We start from the raw sequence: 22,589 nt of genomic DNA, 5'->3' as shown, positions 1-22,589 counted from the left end.
TCGGCTGCTGCTCCGATCCGCCCTCACCTTTGCAGGAAATCGCGAATCGCCTGCCAATACTCGCGGTAGCCTCGGACATCGTTATGACCCGCATTCGCGATCATCACCAGATCCTTCGGACCACCCCAAACCTCGAACAGGCGTTGGGAATGCCGCCCGGCAATCACCTCATCGCGCCCGGCCACGATCATCCGCAGCGGCGTGGTGAGCTTCGGCGCCAGCGCGGCCGAATCGTAAAGATCGCCGAGGACCCACCGCACCGGCAAAAACGGATAAAGACCGCGCGCGACTTCGGTGATGCTGTCGAAGGGCGTGACCAGCAGCACGCCGCGCACGGGCCGCTGGCTAGCCAGATAGCTGGCGACCCCACTGCCCAGACTGCGGCCGACAACCACCACGCGACCGCCGTCGATGTTGGGCTGGCGGGTGAAATGGTCGTAAATCGTCAGTGCGTCGGCTAACAAGGCTCGCTGGCTAGGGTTGCCAGCGCTCAGCCCGTAGCCTCGGTAGTTGAGTAGGACCAAATCCCAACCGGTGAATACCGTGCCGAATTCCAGCATCCATGACACTTCCTCGGCGTTGCCGCCGAAGTAGAGCACAAGCGGTCGCGCCGGCCCGTCGCCGCCGGGAAGCTGCCAGCCGTGCAAGCGCACGCCATCGGCGGTCGGCACCGTCACTTCGATGGCTTGCGGATGACGGCTCAGGACGGCTTGTCCCTCGGATGGCCCGAGCGGTCGCGGAAAATAAACTAGCCTCTCACCAGCGGCCAGCAACGCCATCAACATTCCTCCAAGGATCAACCCAACGGTTGCGCCTACGGCCAACGCGCGCCGCATCACCGTAGCTCCGGCCCGCCAAATTCACGCGTTCGCTCAATCTCGACCGCGCTTGGCCGCTTTTTCCGCCGTCTTGGCGTTGAACTTGGCGGCGTCGATCACGCAGCGTTCGTGGGTACCCTGGCAGATCGGATCGACGCCATCATGCGCTTCGACCGCGAATTTAAGCTTTTTGCCGTCTCTCTCCACCAAGCGCACCTTCACCTTCACGGTGAAACCGGTCGGGGTAGCGGCCGTGTGACTGAGATCGACGTGCGTCCCCACCGTCTGTTCGCGCGGCCAATCCAGATGCGGACACAGCGCTTGAATGCACGCCCACTCGATCAAACCGACCATGAAGCCGGTTGCGAACACCTCGGGCATCGCCTGAAACTCCGGCGCTTCCGGGTAGAGATGGGGAACGGTTTTGGTCGGCGGCACCACGAATTCAAACTCACCGGTCAAACCGGGTTGCAAGCTTTCGCGCATGAGTCACGCTCCTCAAGGGTTGATATGAATCCCGGCACGGTCGCGGGCGGCGGAGGTAGGCCAAACCGCTGGGGATAACGCACCGCCAGCAGATACAGCCCTGCCGCCGGCGCGGTCACTCCGGCTTGAGTGCGATCGCGCTGCTCCAGCACTGCTCGCGCCCATTCCACCGGTCGGTCGCCCGCGCCAATCGCCATCAACACGCCGGCGATATTGCGCACCATGTGGTGCAAAAAGGCGTTGGCTTCAACCTCCAGTACGATACCCTCACCCTGCCGTCGCACCGTCAGCGCGCGGATTTCCCGAAACGGATGGCGGGCTTGGCACTCGGCGGCGCGGAACGAGCTGAAATCATGCTCGCCGAGCAAGCATTGTCCCGCGGCGTGCATTCGACCGGCATCGAGCGACCGGTGACACCAGGCCGCCCGGTGCCGCCCCAAGGCGGAACGATGCGGTTGGTTAAAAATCAGGTAGCGGTAACGGCGGGCCAGCGCGGAAAACCGGGCATGAAAATCCTCCGGCACCCCACACGCCCAACTCAGGCTGAGATCCAAAGGCAGATTGGCGTTGCCGCCCAACACCCAAGCCCGCATCGAGCGCACCGCCGCAGTATCGAAATGCACCACTTGGCCGATTCCGTGAACCCCGGCATCGGTCCGACCGGCGCAGACCAGCTTGATCGGATGATCGGCCACCTTGGCCAGCGCCTGTTCCAGACAACCCTGCAAGGTTCTTACCTCCGGTCGTTGCGCCTGCCAGCCCCGGAACGCCGACCCGTCGTATTCAACCCCCAGCGCTACGCGCATCTCCTGCCCCGCTGAAACGAAAGTCCCCCGACCGGGTAGGGCTCGGGGGATTTTCAAGCTCTCCGGCAAGCTCGCTACGCGCCTTTGCCGCCGGCGCCACCGTCCTGATACAAAGCCCGCGCCATGGATTTGTCGCGGTTGTAGATGTCGCCCCGGAAATTGGCCAAACCGTTCTCATCCACCCAAACCGTCCAGTACAGCAGATACACCGGCACCTGTTGGGGTAAGTTGACGATCCGTTGCTTGCCGCTGGTGGCGGCCGCTTTGATCGTCTGCCGGTTCCATTTCGGATCGTGCTTGAGAAGGTACTCGGCCAACTCCACCGGATTGGACAGTCGGATGCAACCAGAGCTGAAGGTACGTTGGTTCTGGCTGAACAATCCGCGCGTTGGGGTGTCGTGCAAGTAGACGTTATACGGATTCGGGAACATGAACTTGATCCCGCCCAGCGCATTGCGGGGACCGGCGTCCTGGCGGAACTGATAGTTGAAATTATTTTCGCTGACCGCTTTCCAATTGACCGCGCCCGGATTGATTTGCTGGCCGGCGCTGTTGTAAATGCGAATGTTCTGCCGCGCCAGAGCCTGGGGATTGCGCTTGAGCTGCGGCAATTTATCCTTTACGGCGATGGAGCGCGGCACATACCATTTCGGACTCATCACCAGATAGGCCATGTTGGCCGTGAAGGTCGGCGTCTGGCGCTCTTCCCGACCCACCACCACCTTGGCTTCCATCACCGGCTTGCCATCTTCAATCACGTTCATCTTGAAGTTGGGAATGTTGACCAGGATGTAGCGCGCGCCAAACTCGTCCGGCAGCCAGCGCCAGCGCTCCAGGTTCAGTTCGACCTGGCGGATTCGCTGGGCGACCGGCACGTTCAACGCCGTCAAGGTCGCCCCGTTGACCGTTCCGGTTTCTCCCAAGCCGTGCCGCTTCTGAAAGCGGCGCACCGCGTCGCTGACCGCCTTGTCGTAGGCCGGGGTTTTGCCGCCATCGCCTTCAGTCAAATCGCCGCTGGCCTGAAGGCGAACCCTCAGATTCCGCACCTGGTTCCCCTGAGAGCCCAGCCCCAACGCACCGCTGACGATAGGCCAACCGCCCGTTTGCTCGACCTTGCGGTAGCGCTGCAACACATCGCGCAATTGCGTGTAGCCCTTCCCTTTCGGCGTCAGATCGCGCAGTGAGTCGGTGATGCCGCCGCTGCTGGAAAGGGCGGTGTTCAATACTTGCGCAAGATCCCGAGAGCGCGGTTTGATCGCCCATTCGGGATCCAGCTTGCGGGGCGCGAACCGGCCGGAGAGCAGATGAGAGGCGTAGCTCAGATACGCGTCGGTAAACAGCAAATCAAATTCCGCCAAGCGCTTGGCGTCCGCCGCGCCACCGCCTTGCTGGAGCGCGGTCTCCAGCTTTTGCAAGGCGTTGCGGCCGTAATCCGAGGAGCGCAGGCCTTCGCTTTCAGCCTCGCCGAGCACCTTGAGCAGTTCGGCCGCCACCGGTAGCGGCCTGCCGTCCGCACCCAGCCAAGCCGTCTGATAGTTGCGTTGCGCGTAAAAGGGAATCAGATACTCCAGTTTGCGCAAGTCGCGGCTTTGCACCGTAACGTGAGTCGGCGGCGGCTCGGCGCGAACCTGCTGGCAAATCTGCAAAGCGACCCGGTTTTGCAATCCGCCGCCATCGCTCGGACACGGCGGCGGCGGCGGCGCGGCGACCGTTTCAGCCTGCGGCGCCTGCTCGGGCTTGATGGCGGGTTCCGGCTCCAGTTCGTCCTGTACCGAACTGACGCTTTGCTCCGCTTGCAGCGTGGCCACGGTGGTGGAAGCACCCGCCACCGCGGCGGGACCGGCGGCCGGTGTATTGACCACCGCAGGGCTGCCGGCGCCGGCGACCTGCGCCGACACCAACATGGAATCAAGCGCGCAAGCGCCTAATAGCGTGGAAACCAATATGGAAAAAACGATCCGTTTTGACATAAAGACGAACACCCTGAGGCTCTGAAACCGCTTATTCGATTGTATCAGCATACCAACAAAGTATCAAAAAAGCCACTAACTTGGGCGTCATAAAACAACAAATTACCCAGCGCTATTATAAGATTAGATCGGCCAAACAGCGAATAATTCAATGCTACCAATGTGATACTTCGCGCAATTCCAGCAGAATTTCGTTCAGGGGCGCACCGCTGCTGTCGACCACGCAAACCAGATTGGCGACACCGCACAGCGATTGGGTCACGCCGCGAATAATCCAGCCGTGCGGCGGCGTCCACCCTTTCATGCCGCTGAACATCGCCAGTTGATCGGCGTTGCCCTGAGCGATCCGCCGGTAATCGCGCGCGAATTGCGCCAGCCGGCCCATGTCGTTGTGGCTCATCAGGCCGTACCCTTCAATCAGGTAACCGTCATCGCGGAAATGGCAAACCACATTGACGCCGTCCAGAGCCAGCAACCGCCGGATCATGCTCATTGCACCGGCTCCTTTCTTTCCAGGATCGCAAACGCGGCTTCGTAATCGGCCGCTTCATTGGCCAACACCACTCCCATGAACGGCGGCAGACTGAATTTGCCGGCCTGCTTGTACTGCTCGCGCTGCAAGCCGCTCACCACCACCGACCAATCGAAGCCGATTAGAGTAAATTGCTGGACCGGATAAAAGCCCACCATGCCGGTGACTTTCTCCCAGCCGCGCGCCTGCATGGTGGCGATGCTCAGGTTGGCCGCGCACATGTGCGCCAGCAGATCGAGCGTGGATTCGTTGATCCGGTCCGCGTGAGCGATGCGGTGTTCCAGCATTTCGCCGCTGCCGCGAAATTCGAAGGCGGCCATCGCGCCTGGCAATTTCATCAAATCATCGAGTGTGGTCATGGACTGCATCTCCTGCTCCCTTTAATGGTCTTGAATCATTCAACTTCAGATCATATCGGAGGGGATGTTGGCCAACGCGTGGCACATGAATCCGACGAGATCGTTGATCGAGCCCTTGCTGTTCTCCAGCAGGCAAAAAACATTGGCCACCACGCAAACCGTGTATTCGGGGCCGTGCACCAGCCAACCGCGCGCCGGCAGCAGACCGCTAAGTGGTTGCAAGGCTTCCACCATGCTGGCTTCCATGTTGACGCTCATGGTGGTGGCGCGACACATGATGGAGGCCATGCGGGCGTGGTTTTCGCTCAACGCGCCTCGGTAGGAAAATCGGTCGCCCCGATAGGCGTATTCGCCGGCGGCAACGACGCCGGGCTTGGCCAGCAGATCGGTCACAATGCTCATCCGGTGCTATCCTCAACTAGTGGCTGGCTTATCATAAACGGAGTAGGTCGCCGAAAGTGTTCGAGCCGTGCGACCTCATTTTAAAAACATAGTCAAAGCATTCACCAAATGCATTGCTTACCGCAACGTATCGACGGACATTCTTTTACCACCCGTGGTTTTTCCCGCAACCCGTGACCTCCACCCAGCCCTCCTCGCCTGACGGAATGGCGGCTCTACCCATCGAAGCGGCGCTGCCGGCCATTATCGCCACCTTGAACGACAGTCCCGCCCTGGTGTTGCAAGCTCCACCGGGCGCGGGAAAAACCACCCGAGTCCCGTTGGCCTTGTTGCACGCACCGTGGTTGGCCGGCAAAAACATTTTGTTGCTGGAGCCACGGCGGCTGGCGGCGCGAGCGGCGGCGGCGCGCATGGCGACCTTACTGAGCGAACCCCTCGGCCAGACCGTCGGTTATCGCACGCGCTTCGACAGCCGGATGTCGCGGCAAACCCGCATCGAGGTGTTGACCGAAGGTATCCTGACTCGCCGCTTGCAGCGCGATCCGGACCTGGACGACGTGGGCTTGGTGATCTTCGATGAATTCCACGAGCGCAGCCTGCACGCCGATCTGGCGCTGGCGCTGTGCCTGGACAGCCAGCGTGGCCTGCGGGAAGACCTGCGCCTGCTGGTGATGTCGGCCACCCTAGACGGCGAAGCGGTCGCCCGGTTGCTGGGAAGCGCGCCGCCCATCACTAGCGAGGGGCGCGCCCATCCGGTGACGTTGCGCTATCTGCCGCGCGATCCCGACGGCCTCGACCTCAACGCCGTGGTTCGGGCCGTGCTGGACGCCTTGGCTCGGGAGTCGGGCGATGTGCTGGTTTTCCTGCCGGGCGGCGGCGAAATTCGCCAGACCCTACGCCGGCTACAAGCGGAATTCACCCCCCTTAGTCTATCTTTGCACCCGCTGTACGGTGATTTGCCCGATGCCGACCAACAGCGCGCGATCCAACCCGATCCGCACGGGCGGCGCAAGATCGTCCTGGCGACCTCAATCGCCGAAACCAGCCTGACCATTGAGGGAATCGGCGCGGTCGTCGATGCCGGCTGGACCCGCGCGCCGCGCTTCGATCCCCGCAGCGGCTTGACCCGCCTGGAAACCGCGCGGGTTTCGGCCGATGCCGCCGAGCAACGGGCCGGACGAGCCGGGCGGCTGGGACCGGGCGTCTGCTATCGGCTGTGGAGCGAGGCCACTCAAACCCGGTTACGACCGCGCCGGGTCGCGGAAATCCTGGAAGCCGATCTGGCCCCGCTAGCGCTCGAACTGGCGCAATGGGGGACGAATGATGCGCTGATGCTGGCTTGGCTCGATCCACCGCCACCCGGCGCGTTGGCCCAGGCGCGAGATCTGCTGACCGAGTTGGCTGCGCTGGATGCGCGGGGCTGCATCACGCCGGTCGGGCGGGAACTGGCCGCCTTACCGACCCATCCGCGACTGGCGCATTTGCTCTGGCGCGGCGTGGCGCTCGGCCTGGGAAAAACCGCCGCCGATCTGGCGGCCTTTTTGGAAGAGCGCGATCCGCTGCGCGGCGAGCATCCCTTTGGCAGCGATATCACGGTGCGGCTAGATGCTTTGAACGCCTTTCGCCAGCACGGTCGCGACGGGGCAAGCCGCTGGGGAGCCGACCCGTCCGCCTGCGCTCGTATCGAACAGGCGGCGCGGCGCTGGCGCCAGTTGCTGAAGCTGGTGGAGGACGATCCAACCGCGCCAGAACCGCTTGCGGTCGGCCTGTTGCTGGCGCTGGCGTATCCCGATCGGGTCGCGAAAAAACGCGACGGCGGCAACGGCCGTTACCGGTTGGCCAACGGCCGCGGCGCGCGGCTGGCGGCGGGCGATCCGCTCGGCAAGCATGATTGGCTGGTCGCGGCGCAGCTGGACGCCGGCACCAGCGAAGGTCGCATCTGGTTGGCCGCGCCGGTCGAACCGACCGATCTGGAAAAGCAGCTTGCCTCCCGCTTGCAAACCTTCGACGAGGTCTATTGGGACGACCGTCAGGCGGCGGTCAGCGCCTGTCGGGAACGGCGGTTGGGCGAGCTGGCGTTGGCCAGCGCGCCGTTGCGCGATCCCGCGCCCGAACGGCTGCGGCGGGCGATGCTGGCGGGCGTGCGCCAACTGGGGCTCGACAGCCTGCCGTGGACCGTCGAAGTGCGAGACTGGCAGGCACGGCTTCTGTCGCTGCGACACTGGTTTCCGCACGACGGCTGGCCCGACTTATCCGACGCATGGCTGAGCGAGCATCTGGCGGACTGGCTGGAACCCTGGCTGGACGGCATCACCCGGCGCGAGCACTTGCAGCGGCTGGATTTGGCGGCGGGGTTAGCTGGTCTGCTCGAACCGAACCAGCGGGCTCGACTGAACGCGCTGGCTCCGACCCACCTGCCAGTGCCCAGCGGCTCCCGAATCCGGCTGCGCTACCAGCCGGGCGAACCGCCGGTGCTAGCGGTGAAGTTGCAGGAGCTGTTCGGGCTGGCCGACACGCCTCGCGTCGCCGAAGGTCGGGTTCCGGCGACTCTGCATCTCCTATCGCCGGCTCAGCGACCGATTCAGGTCACTCAGGACTTGCGCGGTTTCTGGGAGCGCACCTATCCCGAAGTGAAGAAGGAGCTGAAAGGCCGCTATCCCAAACACCCTTGGCCGGACGACCCCTGGACGGCGGTCCCGACCCGACGCGCGCGACCGTTCAAGGGATCTGCTCGGTAAACTGCCCCGGAGCCAGGATGGTGATGCACCCCGGAAGACCGAGAGTACATGCCAGCACGGAGGTGTTGTTCAACGCCGGCAGGTTGCCCAGCATGACCGTCGGCGCTCCCGTTAGCCACGGCGCGGGCGTCAGCGGCGTGCACGGAACCGGCGTCGGCACCCCGAAAGCCGCCGCGGTCGCCGCCACGAAAGCCGGATTGGTCGGCGATATGCACATCCCGAAAGGCATGATGTTGACCATCGGCTTGTTGTCCATGATATTAGCCGCCGGCTGGCTGCCGGTCATCGTCCGGTTTTGCGGTAATACGACCAGCGTACTGATCCCCGGCGGCACAGCGAACATGCATTTCAACACGGCGCCGTTACAAACGTGCATGGACATCACTCACCTCCGCGCATTGACTGCCAGAATACCTCGGCAAACTATAGAGCACAGCGGCTTCGAGCACCGGAGATCCACGCCATGTATCTCGCCCTCAAACACCTGCACATCACCGCCGTCGTTTTGAGTTTCGGCCTGTTCGCACTGCGTGGGCTCTGGATGCTGGTCGACTCGCCGCAACGACAACGGCGTTGGGTTCGAATCGTACCTCACGCGATCGACACCGTGCTGCTGGCGAGCGCTCTCGGGCTGGTCGCGATCCTTCACCAATATCCGTTCGTGCAGGGCTGGCTGACCGCCAAGGTTTTGGGATTGATCGCCTACATCATGCTGGGCAGCATCGCCCTGAAGCGCGGCGCCACCAAAGCCGTTCGCGCCACGGCCTTGGTCGCCGCCTCGCTCGTCTTTGGCTATATCGTCAGCGTCGCCTTGACACGCTCGCCGCTGGGCGTTGGGTCGTGGTGATGAGGCGCTCAGTCCCGAGGCCAGCTCCGGTAGCGTTTTTCAAACTCGGCAGCCATGTGTTCCCCTTCGGCTAATTGTTGCGGGGTCAGGCGCCCGGCGAGCCGGTCGCGGTTCGAGCGCGCCTTGAGATTTTGATGCTTCGCCGCCAGCGCGCACCACGCATAGGCAGCCACCAGATCCTGAGGCATCCCCCGCCCGCTGGCATACAGGATGCTGAGGTTGTTCTGCGCCATGGTATGCCCCTGGTAGGCGGCCAGCCGGTACCAGTACGCGGCGGCCACATCGCTTTGCACCACTCCGGTGCCATCTTCATACAGCACGCCCAGATTGAACTGGGCTTCAATCTGATCCTGGATCGCCGCCTGCCGGTACCAGCGCGCGGCTTCCTCCATGTTTCGCTCGACCCCTAGCCCATTGGCGAACAGCACCGCCAAGTTGAACTGGGCCTTGGCGTGGCCCTGTTCGGCGGCCCGCTCGTACCAACGGGCCGCCTGCCGGTAATCTCGTTCCACGCCCAGGCCGCCGTCATACAAGACGCCCAGATTGAATTGCGCCTCAGTCTGACCCTGTTCGGCCGGTAGCCGCCATTCCGTCAGCGCGGTCAGATAGTCCCCTCTGGCAAAGGCCAGCATCCCCGCCAGATAATCCGCCCGGCCCGACGGCGCCACACCGAGCAACAGCAAAAAGACCAGCGCCTTGAACCACATCGGCAACGGAAATCCCCGGTTTCGGAAGCGATACCCGTCAAGAAAAACCAAGCAAGGCGGCTTTAAGAAAAGGCGGTCCGGCCAGCAGCGCCGGCCGGGCCGCTACCGCGCCTTGAATCAGTCCTTGAACAGCAAGCCCAACGCATTCTCCCGCGCCAAGCGATTGGTTTGCGCGAAACAGTCCCCTCCCCAGTCGGCCAGCGCGCGCCCGTCTTCCATCATGCGATAACCGACAAAGCTCAATACCGCAAACTGACTGTCGGCGAATTCGCTCGCGCTTTGCGCATCGGTCGTCATCAGCGCGATCTTAGTCTGCGCCAATCCTAAATCCACATAAGCTCTCAGGCTATCCAGGCGTAGCTCGACCCACTTCTCAAACTGCCCGACCAGCGCTTGATTGGTTCGCACCAGCGCGGCGACGAGCGGTTTCATCGGTTCAAAACTCGTGCTAGGCATGTCGTTCATGCTGTCCTCCCGCTATCGTGATCATGTGGAAAACCCAGACATTATACTCCCAATCAGGCCGATGCTGCATCGCCACAAAATCTCTCAATAACCATTATTTATTTGTACCGAATCGATATAATGACCGCAGGTTCGACCGGTGTGATGCAACGCCTCGCACCGCCCGCTTCGCACAACACAGGAATAACTACAATGCCTATCGGTACGACCATCACTGAATTCATTATCGAAGAACAACGGTTGATCAAGGGCGTTTCCGGCGACTTCACCGCGCTGGTCAACGATGTCGTCATCGCCTGCAAGGCCATTTCCAGCGCCGTGCGCTACGGCAGCCTGGTCGGGGTGTTGGGCACCGCCGACACCGACAACATTCAAGGCGAAACCCAGAAAAAACTGGATGTCATTTCCAACAATCTCTTCATCAAACGCAATGAATGGGCCGGTCACGTCGCCGCCTTGGCGTCGGAAGAAATGAGCGACGTCTATCACCTGCCCCCTCAATATCCACGCGGGAAGTATCTGCTGGTCTTCGATCCATTGGACGGCTCCTCCAACACTGACGTCAACGGCGCGGTCGGCACCATCTTTTCCATCCTTCGCCGTTCCAAGGACGCTCAAGGCGAACCCAACGAGGATGATTTTCTACAGCCCGGCGACCGCCAGGTGTGCGCCGGTTACGCATTGTACGGACCCTCGTCGATGATGGTGCTGACCACCGGACACGGCGTCAACGGTTTCACGCTGGACCAGCGCATCGGCGAATACATCCTGACCAATCCCAACATGAAGATTCCCGAGCAAACCAAGGATTTCTCGATCAACGCGGCTTATACCCGCTTCTGGGATCCGCCGGTGCGCCGTTATATCGACGAATGTCTGGCCGGCAAGGAAGGCCCCCGCGGCAAGGACTTCAACATGCGCTGGGCCGGGGCGATGATCGCCGATGTCCACCGGGTTCTGTGTCAGGGTGGCGTGTTCCTGTATCCGACCGACCGCAAGCTGCGGGCCAAGAACCAAGAGGGCAAGCTGCGCCTGATGTATGAGGCCAATCCGATGAGCTTCATCGTGGAACAAGCCGGTGGCTCGGCCTCCACCGGCACCCAGCGCATTATGGAATTGCAGCCCACCAGCCTGCACCAGCGCTGCCCGGTCATCTTGGGTTCCAAGAATGAAGTCGAGCGAATCGTGTCTTATCATCTCGAAGCGCAGTAAGCTCACTTTCATACTGTTTCGTTTTCGCTGCTAATAGACCCCCAACGCTTTTAAGACTTGAACTAAACACTATCAGCCGATCAGGCGCGATGCGCGGGATGTGTATTCTTGTCGCATCGCCTTTTTCCTAACCCGCCGTCGCAACCCCGCAATCCGCCGGCGCGTCCAACACATGCGAGCAAAACCAACGCCTTAGCGCCATCCGTTGGTCTTGGTTCTACTGATCCATAGAAATCAAATACTTGTTGAATTAACTTAGGCTCACGAGTTACTATTCTTTAGAATTTCACTGCTACACCCGTGAGAAGATTCTCCATGGAATTGAAACCTGTCCGTAACGAACCGCTCGCCGCCAAAATTCAGCGCATCGATGATTTGGCCGAAAAGCTGGTTTACATCAAATGGAGTCGCGAGTTTTTCGTGCTGTTACAGCGCGCGACCCAGGAATTGCTCGCCCTGGCCCGGCCGCGGCCCGAGTACCAAAAGCTCGTCTTGTTGGCCGCGCGACTTGAAGAACAGATCGGTGAGTGCCTCGACAAGGGTGAGTTGCCCAAGGGCGCGCAACGAGAACGGTTGATCGCCGTGGTCGATGCGCTCTGCCGGTCGCTACCGGCGATCGAGGGCGACGCTCCGGCGCAGAACGCCGAACCGGGTCCCAACCAGCTGGCTGAAGGCTTCACCACCCCCTTATTTTCCAAGTGGGAAAAAGAAGAGGAATGGCTGCCGTTGACGGGCAACACGCAAACGGCGGCTTTGGAGGCCACCGTTTGGTTGATGGCGCCCGAATCCATGAGCGAACTGGCGCGCAAGCTCGAACAACGCGGCGGCTTTCAGGTCCGGCTGTGCGCCGGCCTGGCCGAAGTCCGGCAGATGCTGGCCGAATCCCAGCAACCCCTCGCGTTGGTCATCGACCTGGATTTCTCGACCGACAACCAAGCCATCCTGCAACAAATCAGCGCCCTGCGACAACTGCTGCCCTCGGATGCGCCGATCCTGTTCCTGGCCGACCGCGGCGATATCACCGCCCGGCTTGAAGCGGTGGAGGCGGGCGGGTCTGGCTATTTCATCAAGCCGGTGGACGTGCCGATGCTGGTGGAAACGCTGGACGAACGGCTCCTGGGCCGGTCCAGCCACCGCATTCTGATCGTCGATGACACCCTGCCGTCCGCCCGCGAGATGGCCCGCTGGCTGGAAAGCCGTAACATGGTGACCCAAGTGCTGGCTCAGCCGCTGCAAATCCTGCAAGCGCTGCGCAACTTCCATCCCAGCTTGTTGGTCATGAGCCTCGATTTGAAGGAAACCGACGGCTTGATGCTGGCGCAAGCCACCCAGCAACACGAGCAGTTTCGGGAAACGCCCCTGATTCTGCTGTCGGCGCAACCCGACATCGCCCAGCGTTTGACCGTCGCCGGTTTGAGCGGCGAAGTGTTGCTCGGCAAGCCTTTGAACCAGGAACTGTTGTTCGCGGCCGTCACCAAACGGCTGCGTCAGGGGCGCGGCCTGTATCGCAAGTTCAGCCAGCTCAGCAATCGGGATACCGTGAGCGGCTTGTACAACCGCCCGTATTTTCTCACTCGCTTGGATCGCGTTCTGGTCGCCACCACCGCCAACACCCAACCGGTGGCGGTCATGCTCGTGACCTTGAACAACCTGCGCGCCATCGAGAGCCTGGACGCGGCGGCGGCCGACGAGATCATCGAACACGCGGCCAAGCGCCTGCAAGCCACCTTGGGCATCGATCCGATCGCGGCCCGGTTCGGCGATGCCATCTTCACGGTGCTGTTGGGCTTTACCAGTCAGGAAGCGCTGATCGCCAGCGCCCGCGCCGTGCAAGCGAGCCTGGAAACCGATCCTTACCGGCTTCACAACGGCGACTTTCAACTGCGCATCAGCATCGGCATCAGCATCGCCGATCCGGCCAAACCGGAGGCCGCCCTGCTGATCCAGCAAGCCGACCTGGCCTGCGGGATGGCGCGGGACAGCAAGGATACCCGCATCCACGTTCACCACACCCACGCCACCGATCAGGAGGCGGACAACCCGCGCCAGCGCAAGCTGTTGGAAGAAGTTCGCGAGGCCGTGCAGCAGCAGCGGATGAACCTGCTGTTTCAGCCCATCGTCAGCCTGCGCGGCGACACCACGGAACGCTACGAAGTCCTGCTGCGGATGCGCAACCGCGACGGCTGGGAGCTGCTGCCGGAAACCATTTTCGGCTTGGTCAAGCGCCACCGTATCGGCATGGTGCTCGACCGCTGGGTCATCGCCCATTCGATTCGCTTGTTGCGCGACCGCCGGGCGCACGGGCGCGCGGCGATCCTGTTCATCAACATCTCTCCCACGATCCTGCAAGATGAGGAGCTGTTCAACTGGCTGCAAAGCGGTTTGCTCAAAACCGAGGTTCCGGCCTCCAGCCTGGTGTTCGAACTGGCCGAAACCACCGCCGAGGTCAACCGACAGACGCTGCTGCCGTTTCTGCGGCGTCTCAAGGAGCTGGGGTGCGGCCTTTCCCTGGATCACTTCAGCGGTCACGAACGGGCGCAAGCGCTCGTGCAGGCGTTAAAGATCGATTACGTGAAGCTGGACGGCCGCTACGCGCAGGATTTGCACAACGACAAAGCCCGCCAGCAAGAGCTGGCCGCGTTGGCTCGCAAGCTCGCCACCCAAGGCGTGACCACCATCCTTACCGGCATTGAGGACAACACCACGCTGCCGGTGTTGTGGTCATGCGGCATCGATTACGTCCAGGGCTTCCTGTTGCAGCGACCCCATACCGACATGAGCTTCGATTTCGAGCGGGTCGTGCTGTAAGCGGTGATGCGCGTCGACCCGGCCACGGGCTTGCTGGACGCGGCCCGGTTTCTGCCTTCGCCCAACTGCGACGACCGACCGGAGGGCGCAGCGGTCGAGTTGCTCGTCGTTCACGGGATCAGTCTGCCGCCCGGCGTCTTCGGCGGCCCCTGGATCGACGCCTTGTTCGCCAACGCGCTCGATCCGGCCGCTCATCCCTATTTTCAGACCATCGCGGACTTGCGGGTATCGACGCATCTGCTGATCCGTCGCACCGGCGAGTTGGTGCAATACGTCCCGTTCCACCGCCGGGCCTGGCACGCGGGCGAGTCGTCCTACGCCGGCCGCGGCCGCTGCAACGATTTCAGCGTCGGCATCGAATTGGAAGGGACCGACGACCTCCCCTACGAAGACCGCCAATACCGTCGGTTGGCGGCGGTGATTGCGGCGCTGCGGCTGGCCTATCCCACCCTTCAGCCGGATCGCTTGGCGGGGCATTCCGACATCGCGCCGGGCCGCAAGACCGATCCGGGTCCCGCGTTTGACTGGAACCGCCTGCATCGGCTGTTGGGCGAGAACACCGTCAGTTGATGGCGGCCGAATCGTAGCGGTGGTGGTCAGCCCAGTCGGAGTTGCTATCCGCCAAATCGGGCTGTTCTGGCGCCGACGGCTCTGGAGTAACGGGGTCGGTCGAGACGGGTACGGACTCCGGCTTCATTTCGCTGGCCAATAAAGCGGCGACCTGGTCCGCCCACAGCACCACCAATTCGGCCGCGGGTCGGTCCTCGCACAGATGGCAGCCCTGACCCGCCCACAACGCCATGAAATCGGTCTTGCCCCGCTCGGCGGCGACTTGACCCAGTTCCTGGGTGAGAAACCATTGCAGCGGAAAGCCCGGTAGCTCATGCTCGTGCGCCCGCAGTTCGCTGACCAGCCGGTTGCGCAGCACCCGCCCGCAGCGACCGGTGAAAACCCGGCTCAAGGTCGTGGCGATCTCGTTACCTTGGCTCAACAACGCCTTATAGGCGGGATGGGCGCCACTTTCCGGGCAGGCCAGAAAGGCGGTCCCCATTTGCACGCCGACGGCGCCCAGCATCCGCGCGGCGGCGATGCCACGTCCGTCCATGATGCCGCCGGCCGCGATGATGGGAACTCGGACGTGCTTGGCCAACAACGGCACCAAGGACAAGGTGCCGACCAACCCTTGCTCGGGCTGGCCGATGAATGTTCCGCGATGGCCGCCCGCCTCGGCGCCTTGGGCGACGATGAAATCCACGCCGCTTTCTTCCAGGACGATCGCCTCCAGCAGATGGGTTGCGGTGCCCAGAATCGCGAGGCCGGCATCCCGCGCCAGATCCAGGCAAGCGGCGTCCGGCACACCGAAAATCAAGCTCAACGCCGGAATCTTCTCTTCCAGCACGACCTCCAGTTGTCCGAGGAAATCCGGTGGATTGGGCGGCGCGGCCGTTTCCACAGGCAATCCCAGTTCGGCGCGATACGGGGCCAACAACTGGCGGGCGCGGGCGATGCGCTTCTCATCGACTCTAGCCGGCGGGCTAGCGGCCAAACTGACCGCGAACGGCCGGTCGGTCAGCGCCCGTACCTCGGCGATAGCCTTCCGCAATTGCTCCGGTTGCAGACAGCTGCCCGACAGCGCCCCGAGGCCGCCAGCCTCAGACACCGCCGCCGCCAGCCGCGGCGTGCCAGGACCGCCGGTCATGGGCGCTTGGAGGATCGGATAACGAATATCGAGGCGCTCGGTCAGCGCGGTGTTCGGCCAGTTCATGTTGGTTTGGAACTCGATAGTGGCAGTATTGCTGCGGAATAAACGGCTGAAAAGGTCGAGCGCGTGGCGCGCTCTTTAGTTGCTCCAACGGCGGGAGGCATTACGGAATGGGTTGGATCGCGGCGGCGGCCGACAGTACTTTTTTGAGGGTAGCAGGCTTCTCCCATCCAGCGCAACCCAACGGCCGATGCCCGCGCTGGCCTTGATCAGAGACGCTCAAGCCGCGCGCTCAGCGAACGTCCGGCGCGCGGAAGGATGGGCCATTTGACCATCCGGCTCTTCAGCCGCTTCAGTCCGGCTCAAAATCGCCATTGAAGGCCGCAGCGAACGTCCCAGCGTCCGCTGGCTTTCCGACCGCCTCCCCCAGCAGCCGACGCACGATAAACCCCGCCAGCATGATGCCGAATAGAGCGGGCAGGTAGGAGATCGTGCCGTTCACCGCGCGCGGCCGCCCCAGCGCCTCACCCGCAACGGGTTGATGGCCTAAAGGCCGCCGGCGCGGTTCGTCGCTGTAGATCACCGGGTAGTCGAGCGTCGCGCCCGCTTGCCGCAGGCGGCGGCGCAGCTCGCGCGCCAGCGGACAAACCTGGGTCTGTTCCAATCGCGCCAGCCGCACTCGGCTTACCTCCAAACAATTGCCCGCACCGAGGGCCGAAATCACTGGCACGCCCTGATGCTGGCACGCCGCCACCAGCGCCGCCTTGCAAGCGATGCTGTCGATACAGTCGGCGACGAAATCGTAGCGTCCCACCCTAACCAACCCCTCGGCGGCCTCCGGCCGCAAAAACTCAGCGATCAGCTTCAGCTCCAGAGTGGGGTCGATATCCCGCAAGCGGGCCGCCATCAATTCGACTTTCGGCTGGCCGAGGGTGGAATGCAAGGCCAGCAACTGCCGGTTGAGATTGGATGGCGCTACGGCGTCGTAATCCAGCAAGCTCAAGTGACCGATACCAGCGCGGCCCAAGGCTTCGGCCGCATGACCGCCGACCCCGCCCAAGCCGGCGACCAGCACGCGGGCGGCCCGCAGCCGTTCCAACCCCTCGACCCCGATCAGAATTTCAGTGCGGGCGTGCGGGTGAGCCATCGACGATTCCGAACAACCGGCGGGCGTTGGCGCTGGTGGCGGCGGCGATTTTCACCGGATCGACTCCGCGCAGTTCGGCCACGCACGCCAGCACCTCGGTTAAAAAAGCCGGTTCGTTGCGCGCGCCGCGATGGCCGCTCGGTGGCTGGTCGGGCGCATCGGTTTCCAGCATGAAGCCATCCAGCGGCAGGTAGCGGATCAAACCGCGCAGTCGGTTGGCGCGCGGATAGGTCAGCGGTCCGCCGAAGCCGAGCAGGATGCCCAGATCCAGCAAGCGGCGAGCCTGTTCCCGGCTACCGGAAAAACTGTGCACCACGCCGCGCACCCCCGGAAAACGCCGGATGAATTTGATGACCTGGTCGACCGCGTGGCGGGCGTGGATGATCGCCGGCAAATCATGGCGCCGCGCCAGCCGCAACTGATCGCTAAAGTAATCGGCCTGACGGGCGGGATCGAGGTCGGGCAGGTAATAGTCCAGACCGCACTCACCCACCGCTATCGGACGCTCTCGCGCCAGCCAGTCGGCCAGATCGTCGAGATGCTCCTGACGGTGTTCCGCGAGATAAGCGGGGTGCAGACCGTAGCTGGCGTATACCTCGGGATAACAGGCCGCGACGGTCTTGAGCTTCGGCCACAATCGAGCGCTGACCGCCGCCAACACTTGCGCGTTCACGCCGGCGGCGCGCGCCCGTTCGAAGGCCTCGGCGCGGTCGGGATCGAAACGGACATCGTCGAAATGATTGTGGCTGTCGATCAACGCCAGCATCGGTCGCACGCTCAGGCGATCACGATGTGCACGTTGGCGGCGCGCCCGAAGATCGAGGACGGCGTGATCCCGAACATATTGCGAAAGGCCCGGCTGAAATGCGAGGAATCGGCGAAACCCGCGCTCAAGGCCGCATCGGTCAAGGTCTCTCCCCGGACGATTCGGGCCGCCACCTCTCGCATCCGCCGCCACTGCCGGAAGCGCCGGATCGGCACGCCAACTTCGTCCTTGAACAAATGTACCAAGCGCGTGGGCGACAGACTCACGCAATCGGCGAGCTCGCTCAAGGATTGGCTGCGGTTCAAATCCTCTTTCATCAGCTCGATGACCCGCTGAATTCGGCTGTCCAACGGCTGGTGTTGGCCGGGGTCCGGTGCCGGAACCCAGCAATCGAGCACGCCACGGATCGTAGCGGCATCTGGCTGTTGGCGCCAGACCTCGTCCAGCGCGGCCAACACGGTGGCTTCCTCCTTCAAACCGTACAGGCATTGCCATTCGCCATCCGACATTGCGTCCTTGAGGGCCACATAATCGTCGCTTTCCGGCTCGACGAACAGGATCGCCAAGATGGCCCCGCCCACTCGAATTTCATGAAGGCAGCCTGGAGGCACCAGCACGCTGCGGCCTTCGCGCCAAAGATTGCCCTCACTTTCCAGAACCTGAAACGGCCGGTCGATCCCCACGCACAAGGCGGCGGCGCCCAGCCGATGTTCGGCGATGTCCGGCAGGTATCCCATGAAAAAAGCGCGATGCTGCCAAATATAAAGCTTGCTCAAGGGTTTGCCTTCTGAATACGCTTACTGGAGCACGAACCATCAAATGAACAGCAGAATTTTTAAAGTGTAGTGCGCGCGCGCGCGCCTGACCAGTTTATCCGCCAGGCTTCGCGCGACTAGTGGGACCGTTTGCGGTGATTTTCTAGCGGCGCCTTAGTCTTACGCACCGAGAGGTCGTTGAAGATGGCGATGTAATGGCTGATCTGATTTTCGGTGTCGCGCAACGCGGTGATCCTCAACCACTCGGGATAGAGTTCGCCGTTCTTGCGACGGTTGATGATTTCCCCCTGCCAGTGTCCTTGCCGCCCCAGCGACTCCCACATCACCCGAAAAAAATTCCGATCGTGGCGCCCCGAGGCTAGCACCCGTGGATTGTGTCCCCGTATCTCGTCCAGAGGGTAGCCGGTCATCTCGGTAAAGGCGCGGTTGACCGTCAGGATATGATTCTGCCGGTCGCTGATCAGAATGCCCTCGGCGCGCTGTTCGCCGACGGCGGCCAGCGTCGGTTCCTGCTGGACCGGCCGCGGCTCGGTCACTTGCTGGACCAGGACGACCCGAGCGCGACAGCCGCCCCAATCGATGAGGTGAGACGTGGTGTGGACATCGATCACCGTGCCATCCTGTCGGCGGTGCTTCCAGAACCCCGACCAATCCCGGCTTTTCCTGGTCCGGGCTATATGGTCGAGCAAGCGCCCGACATCCGCCTTGGGACGGATATCAGCGATGCTCATGTCCAGAAATTCCTCGCGGCTGTAACCGTATTGACCGACAGCGGCATCGTTTACCGCCAGAAACCGCAAAGTCGCCACATCGTAGACCCACATCGGAACCGGATGCGCCTCGAACAGCGTCCGGTAGCAAGCCTCGCCGTCCCGCAAGGCGTCCTCCGCGCGCTGGCGCCGTTCTTCCCGGTCCAGATTGTCGAGGGCAAAGGAGACATCGGCCGCCATGCTGTCCAGCAATTCGATCAGCTCGGGGTCGAAGAACTCCGGCTCGGACGCATAGAGGCTGAACGCGCCGATAACCGCGCCCGCGCGCTTTAGCGGAAAGGCGGCGCACGAACGCACGCCGGTGGTCGCCACCAGGATTTGCCAATCGGTTTCTTCGTTCCGATTTTGGAGCAGATCGTTGTCGAGCCAGCGCGCGCCGTTACTTAAAACCATGCGCGCCGGCTGGTAGGGCAACGCGGAGCCTTCCTGAATCGGCTCTCCTAGCGACACCAACCGACCGCGCAACTCGCCGAAAGCCGCCGCCACTCGAAGTTGGTGGGTCGCCGAGTCCAGCAGGCCGATCCAGGCCCCTTTGAGTTCGCCGCATTTCACCGCGATCCGGCAGACTTCCTCGTACAACTGATCCGCGGTATGGTCTTGGCGGAGAATGATTTGGTTGGTCAAGCTCAGCGCCGCATAGAAACGGCTGATCCGGGCCAGGCGCCGCTCGATGCGTTTGCGGGGAGTGATATCGTCGATCACCACAATGAAGTAATTCGGCCGATTTTCGGCGGTCCGTAGCAGCGACACCGTAAGGTTGACCCAAACGATGGTCCCGCTCTGGTGCAGATAGCGCTTTTCCATCGAATAGGTTTGGATCTGGCCCGTCAGCAGCTGCTCGGACACCCAAATATCTTTTTCCAGATCATCGGGATGGGTGATTTCCTGAAAGGTTTTTTGCAGCAGCTCCTCACGTGAGTACCCCAAGAGCGCACACAGGCAATCGTTCACCAGCAACCAACGCCCTTCGGGCGCGACGTGGGCCATGCCGACCGCCGCCTGTTCGAAGGTGGCGCGAAAACGCAGTTCCTGGGCAGCCAGCACGGCTTCGGTCTGCTTGCGTTGGGAAATATCCCGAACGACCGATTGGAAATAGCGCTGGCCTTGATCGCTGATGGGGCGTGCGCTGATTTCCACCGGAAACGGAGTACCATCCTGGCGCGAATGCAATCTTTCGAAAATGGCGCCACCGGTTTGGGCGACGTGGCGGTAATCCTCGGTCAATGCTTCTTGGCAATCTGGATAGCGCAGCTCTCGAACGTGACGGCCGCGCAATTGTTCGGGCGTGCGACCGTAGTAGTCCCGAACGCGGTCGTTGACTTCGATGATGGTGCCGTCCTCATCCAAGAGCACGACCACATCCAGGGATTGCCGCAGCAAGACTTCGAAACGATGGCATAACGCGGCCCGCTCCAGATCGCCGCGCAAGCGTTCCACCAAAAACCGCGTCTTGGTGCCGCGCCACCAAAACAGGATGCCCGTCGTGCCGGCGACCAGCGCGAACAACAGCATGAAGCTGAACCACGCCAACAACCGCGCATCGATCGCCGCTTGGCCAAAATGACGGGCGACCTCATGCTCATGATAAGCCAGCACGCCCGGTATGACGGTTACCACGACCAACAACAAGAATAAAAGGGCCGGTAGCCAGTCGGTGCGCGCGGAGCGTTCAAAGCGGGCTTCAAAGTGTTTTTCGCTTTCCGGCGACCGGAGCAAACAATACAACAGCAGGGCCGTCACAACGACAAAGGTCCAGTCCTTGAGCGTTTGCAGACGCGCGCTGGCCGCCGGATCGAGGCTCAACCAGAGGATCAGTTGATCGGCGCCGACCACCCAGATCGCCGCAATCATCAGGTACAAAACAGCCAGAAAGAACGAATGTTTCATGAAAGCTGAAATCGCTTTAAATCGGAAGCCTATCGGTTAATTTAACTGTAAATAATAGGGCTATAGAGCTTTAGCGGAAATAGCGAGCGCCATGACAGCGATCAAACAGACTTTTTCAAGCCGTTCAAATTACAGTATAGGTCAAGTCCGACGGACAGCGGGGATCGGGCGGATCGGGCGGCTCTTGCACGTCGGCCATCGCAACCCGGATGGGAAGACTAATGTTTTATAAAGCGATTTTCTTTTTCAAGCGAGGTTCTCATGCGACGCGATGACGTCTTTCCTATCGTGGCTGCGCTCGGCATCACCGGTTTGCTGGGTTGGGGATTGGTGTATTTCGTCAATCACTGGTGGGGGCGACTGCCCAAAGCCGTGGCTCTGATCGTCTTCATTTTGCTGGCGGTTATGGTGATCGGTTATCCCATCTATGCCCTGGCGCGCTGGTCGGACCGCTATCTGGCGCGGGTGCGGGAAGCCAAGGCGCGCGGCGAACGGATCGAGTAAGCGCTCGATCACCACCCGAACGCGAGTGCCGATCTTCATGTTGGCAACCTTAAAAAACTGGCTGCGCCGCCGACGGCTGGCGCGCGCCCGCATTCCCGACGCCCAGTGGCGGGCGACAGTTGCCGGCTTGCCGTTGCTGGCGGGTTTGAGTTCGATAGAGCTGGAACGGCTGCGCGAGCTAGCGAGCCTGTTTCTGGCTGAGAAAGCGCTGGAACCCGCCGGCGGACTGACGCTCTCGCCGGAAATGGGGCCGCTCATCGCCGCTCAAGCCTGCCTGCCGATCCTCAATTTGGGGCTGGAGTATTACCGGGGCTGGCGGTCGGTCATCCTTTATCCCGAAGGGTTTCTCGCCCGTCATGAATATACCGATCCGCTCGGCTTGGTCCACAGCGTCCACCGCCCGCTGATCGGCGAAGCCTGGGAACGCGGCCCGGTGATTCTGTCCTGGGCCGACATCGCCGACACCCGCGACGAACCGGGACTGAACGTGGTCGTTCACGAAATGGCCCACAAGCTGGATATGTTAAACGGGGAGGTCAACGGTTTGCCGCCGCTGCACCGAAACATGGCGGTGGAGGACTGGAGCCGCGCCTTCAACGCCGCTTATCGGCGGCTGTGCCGGGAAGTGGACCGAGGCCAACCGACCGTGCTGGACCCCTACGCGGCCGAAAGCCCCGGCGAATTTTTCGCCCTGATCAGCGAAGCCTTCTTCGAAACGCCGGTGCTGGTCAGTGAAATTTACCCCGCTGTTTATCAGCAGCTCCAAGCCTTTTACCGACAAGACCCGCTCACGCGGCTGCCGGATCGCGGAAACCAGCGGCTCGCGCTCACGCTGGCGGACTCAGCCCTTGCGAACGAATGAAAGCTGAGGGCCAGACTTTTTGAGC

22 protein-coding genes are annotated in these 22,589 nt (G+C 62.2%); 7 read left to right on the top strand and 15 right to left on the bottom strand.

The features are described from left to right. Positions 1-23: 23 nt before the first annotated feature. The 7 genes from IPK09_00470 to IPK09_00440 all read right to left on the bottom strand — a co-directional run bounded on the left by IPK09_00470 (position 24) and on the right by IPK09_00440 (position 5,373). Positions 24-836 carry an alpha/beta hydrolase gene (locus tag IPK09_00470; protein MBK7982089.1) on the bottom strand — a complete coding sequence of 271 codons (813 nt, stop codon included), beginning with the start codon at positions 834-836 and terminating at the stop codon, positions 24-26. A gap of 36 nt (positions 837-872) precedes the next feature. Further along, positions 873-1,304, bottom strand: a complete 432-nt coding sequence (locus IPK09_00465; GenBank protein ID MBK7982088.1) for a thioesterase family protein — start codon at positions 1,302-1,304, stop codon at positions 873-875. Beyond that, positions 1,277-2,110 carry a tRNA pseudouridine(38-40) synthase TruA gene (truA, locus tag IPK09_00460; GenBank protein ID MBK7982087.1) on the bottom strand — a complete coding sequence of 278 codons (834 nt, stop codon included), beginning with the start codon at positions 2,108-2,110 and terminating at the stop codon, positions 1,277-1,279. Before truA ends, IPK09_00465 begins: the two co-directional genes overlap by 28 nt. Positions 2,111-2,184: 74 nt before the next feature. After that, positions 2,185-4,014, bottom strand: a complete 1,830-nt coding sequence (locus IPK09_00455) for a L,D-transpeptidase family protein (GenBank protein ID MBK7982086.1) — start codon at positions 4,012-4,014, stop codon at positions 2,185-2,187. Positions 4,015-4,234: 220 nt separating this feature from the next. Then, positions 4,235-4,567 carry a DUF2173 family protein gene (locus IPK09_00450; protein MBK7982085.1) on the bottom strand — a complete coding sequence of 111 codons (333 nt, stop codon included), beginning with the start codon at positions 4,565-4,567 and terminating at the stop codon, positions 4,235-4,237. A gap of 2 nt (positions 4,568-4,569) precedes the next feature. Then, positions 4,570-4,950 (bottom strand): DUF2173 family protein, encoded by a 381-nt coding sequence (locus IPK09_00445; protein ID MBK7982084.1) that lies wholly within the window; start codon positions 4,948-4,950, stop codon positions 4,570-4,572. 66 nt (positions 4,951-5,016) lie between these two features. Further along, on the bottom strand, positions 5,017-5,373 hold the full coding sequence (locus IPK09_00440; protein ID MBK7982083.1) for a DUF2173 family protein: 357 nt from the start codon (positions 5,371-5,373) through the stop codon (positions 5,017-5,019). A gap of 206 nt (positions 5,374-5,579) precedes the next feature. On the opposite strand from IPK09_00440, the gene hrpB reads away from it, so the two are divergent. Further along, on the top strand, positions 5,580-8,111 hold the full coding sequence (hrpB, locus tag IPK09_00435; protein ID MBK7982082.1) for an ATP-dependent helicase HrpB: 2,532 nt from the start codon (positions 5,580-5,582) through the stop codon (positions 8,109-8,111). Here hrpB and IPK09_00430 read toward each other — a convergent pair. After that, a complete protein-coding gene (locus IPK09_00430; GenBank protein ID MBK7982081.1) occupies positions 8,092-8,493 on the bottom strand; it encodes a DUF4280 domain-containing protein in 402 nt (133 codons plus the stop codon). The genes hrpB and IPK09_00430 overlap by 20 nt on opposite strands. 81 nt (positions 8,494-8,574) lie before the next feature. On the opposite strand from IPK09_00430, the gene IPK09_00425 reads away from it, so the two are divergent. After that, positions 8,575-8,958, top strand: a complete 384-nt coding sequence (locus tag IPK09_00425; protein ID MBK7982080.1) for a SirB2 family protein — start codon at positions 8,575-8,577, stop codon at positions 8,956-8,958. An 8-nt stretch (positions 8,959-8,966) separates the two neighbouring features. Here IPK09_00425 and IPK09_00420 read toward each other — a convergent pair whose 3' ends face one another. Further along, positions 8,967-9,671, bottom strand: coding sequence for a sel1 repeat family protein (locus tag IPK09_00420; GenBank protein ID MBK7982079.1), 705 nt, complete (start codon positions 9,669-9,671; stop codon positions 8,967-8,969). A gap of 111 nt (positions 9,672-9,782) precedes the next feature. Beyond that, a complete protein-coding gene (locus tag IPK09_00415; GenBank protein ID MBK7982078.1) occupies positions 9,783-10,130 on the bottom strand; it encodes a phasin family protein in 348 nt (115 codons plus the stop codon). A 192-nt stretch (positions 10,131-10,322) separates the two neighbouring features. Between IPK09_00415 and IPK09_00410 the strand changes: the two genes are divergently transcribed. From IPK09_00410 to ampD, 3 genes are all read left to right on the top strand, one after another. Next, positions 10,323-11,342: a class 1 fructose-bisphosphatase gene (locus IPK09_00410; GenBank protein MBK7982077.1), complete on the top strand. Its 1,020-nt coding sequence runs from the start codon at positions 10,323-10,325 to the stop codon at positions 11,340-11,342. 315 nt (positions 11,343-11,657) lie between these two features. Beyond that, on the top strand, positions 11,658-14,150 hold the full coding sequence (locus IPK09_00405) for an EAL domain-containing protein (GenBank protein ID MBK7982076.1): 2,493 nt from the start codon (positions 11,658-11,660) through the stop codon (positions 14,148-14,150). A gap of 6 nt (positions 14,151-14,156) precedes the next feature. Beyond that, positions 14,157-14,720, top strand: coding sequence for a 1,6-anhydro-N-acetylmuramyl-L-alanine amidase AmpD (gene ampD, locus IPK09_00400; GenBank protein ID MBK7982075.1), 564 nt, complete (start codon positions 14,157-14,159; stop codon positions 14,718-14,720). Here ampD and IPK09_00395 read toward each other — a convergent pair. From IPK09_00395 to IPK09_00375, 5 genes are all read right to left on the bottom strand, one after another. Next, positions 14,713-15,915: a nitronate monooxygenase gene (locus IPK09_00395; GenBank protein ID MBK7982074.1), complete on the bottom strand. Its 1,203-nt coding sequence runs from the start codon at positions 15,913-15,915 to the stop codon at positions 14,713-14,715. The two genes, ampD and IPK09_00395, sit on opposite strands and share 8 nt — an antisense overlap. 289 nt (positions 15,916-16,204) lie before the next feature. Continuing rightward, the gene (locus IPK09_00390; protein MBK7982073.1) at positions 16,205-16,999 is read right to left on the bottom strand and encodes a ThiF family adenylyltransferase; all 795 of its coding nucleotides are present in this window, start codon (positions 16,997-16,999) and stop codon (positions 16,205-16,207) included. Then, a complete protein-coding gene (locus IPK09_00385) occupies positions 16,974-17,762 on the bottom strand; it encodes a TatD family hydrolase (GenBank protein MBK7982072.1) in 789 nt (262 codons plus the stop codon). The genes IPK09_00390 and IPK09_00385 overlap by 26 nt, the downstream gene beginning before the upstream one ends. A gap of 14 nt (positions 17,763-17,776) precedes the next feature. Continuing rightward, positions 17,777-18,541 carry a helix-turn-helix transcriptional regulator gene (locus IPK09_00380; GenBank protein ID MBK7982071.1) on the bottom strand — a complete coding sequence of 255 codons (765 nt, stop codon included), beginning with the start codon at positions 18,539-18,541 and terminating at the stop codon, positions 17,777-17,779. A 116-nt stretch (positions 18,542-18,657) separates the two neighbouring features. Beyond that, positions 18,658-21,198 carry a PAS domain S-box protein gene (locus IPK09_00375; GenBank protein MBK7982070.1) on the bottom strand — a complete coding sequence of 847 codons (2,541 nt, stop codon included), beginning with the start codon at positions 21,196-21,198 and terminating at the stop codon, positions 18,658-18,660. A 261-nt stretch (positions 21,199-21,459) separates the two neighbouring features. On the opposite strand from IPK09_00375, the gene IPK09_00370 reads away from it, so the two are divergent. Beyond that, on the top strand, positions 21,460-21,702 hold the full coding sequence (locus IPK09_00370) for a hypothetical protein (GenBank protein ID MBK7982069.1): 243 nt from the start codon (positions 21,460-21,462) through the stop codon (positions 21,700-21,702). A gap of 37 nt (positions 21,703-21,739) precedes the next feature. Continuing rightward, positions 21,740-22,564 (top strand): zinc-dependent peptidase, encoded by an 825-nt coding sequence (locus IPK09_00365; GenBank protein MBK7982068.1) that lies wholly within the window; start codon positions 21,740-21,742, stop codon positions 22,562-22,564. The last annotated feature ends 25 nt before the right edge of the window (positions 22,565-22,589 follow it).

It is taken from the genome of Candidatus Competibacteraceae bacterium (assembly GCA_016713505.1).
Lineage (GTDB): Bacteria > Pseudomonadota > Gammaproteobacteria > Competibacterales > Competibacteraceae > Competibacter_A.
Note: the sequence above shows the minus strand (reverse complement) of the source record. Positions and strands in the feature narration are given on the sequence as shown.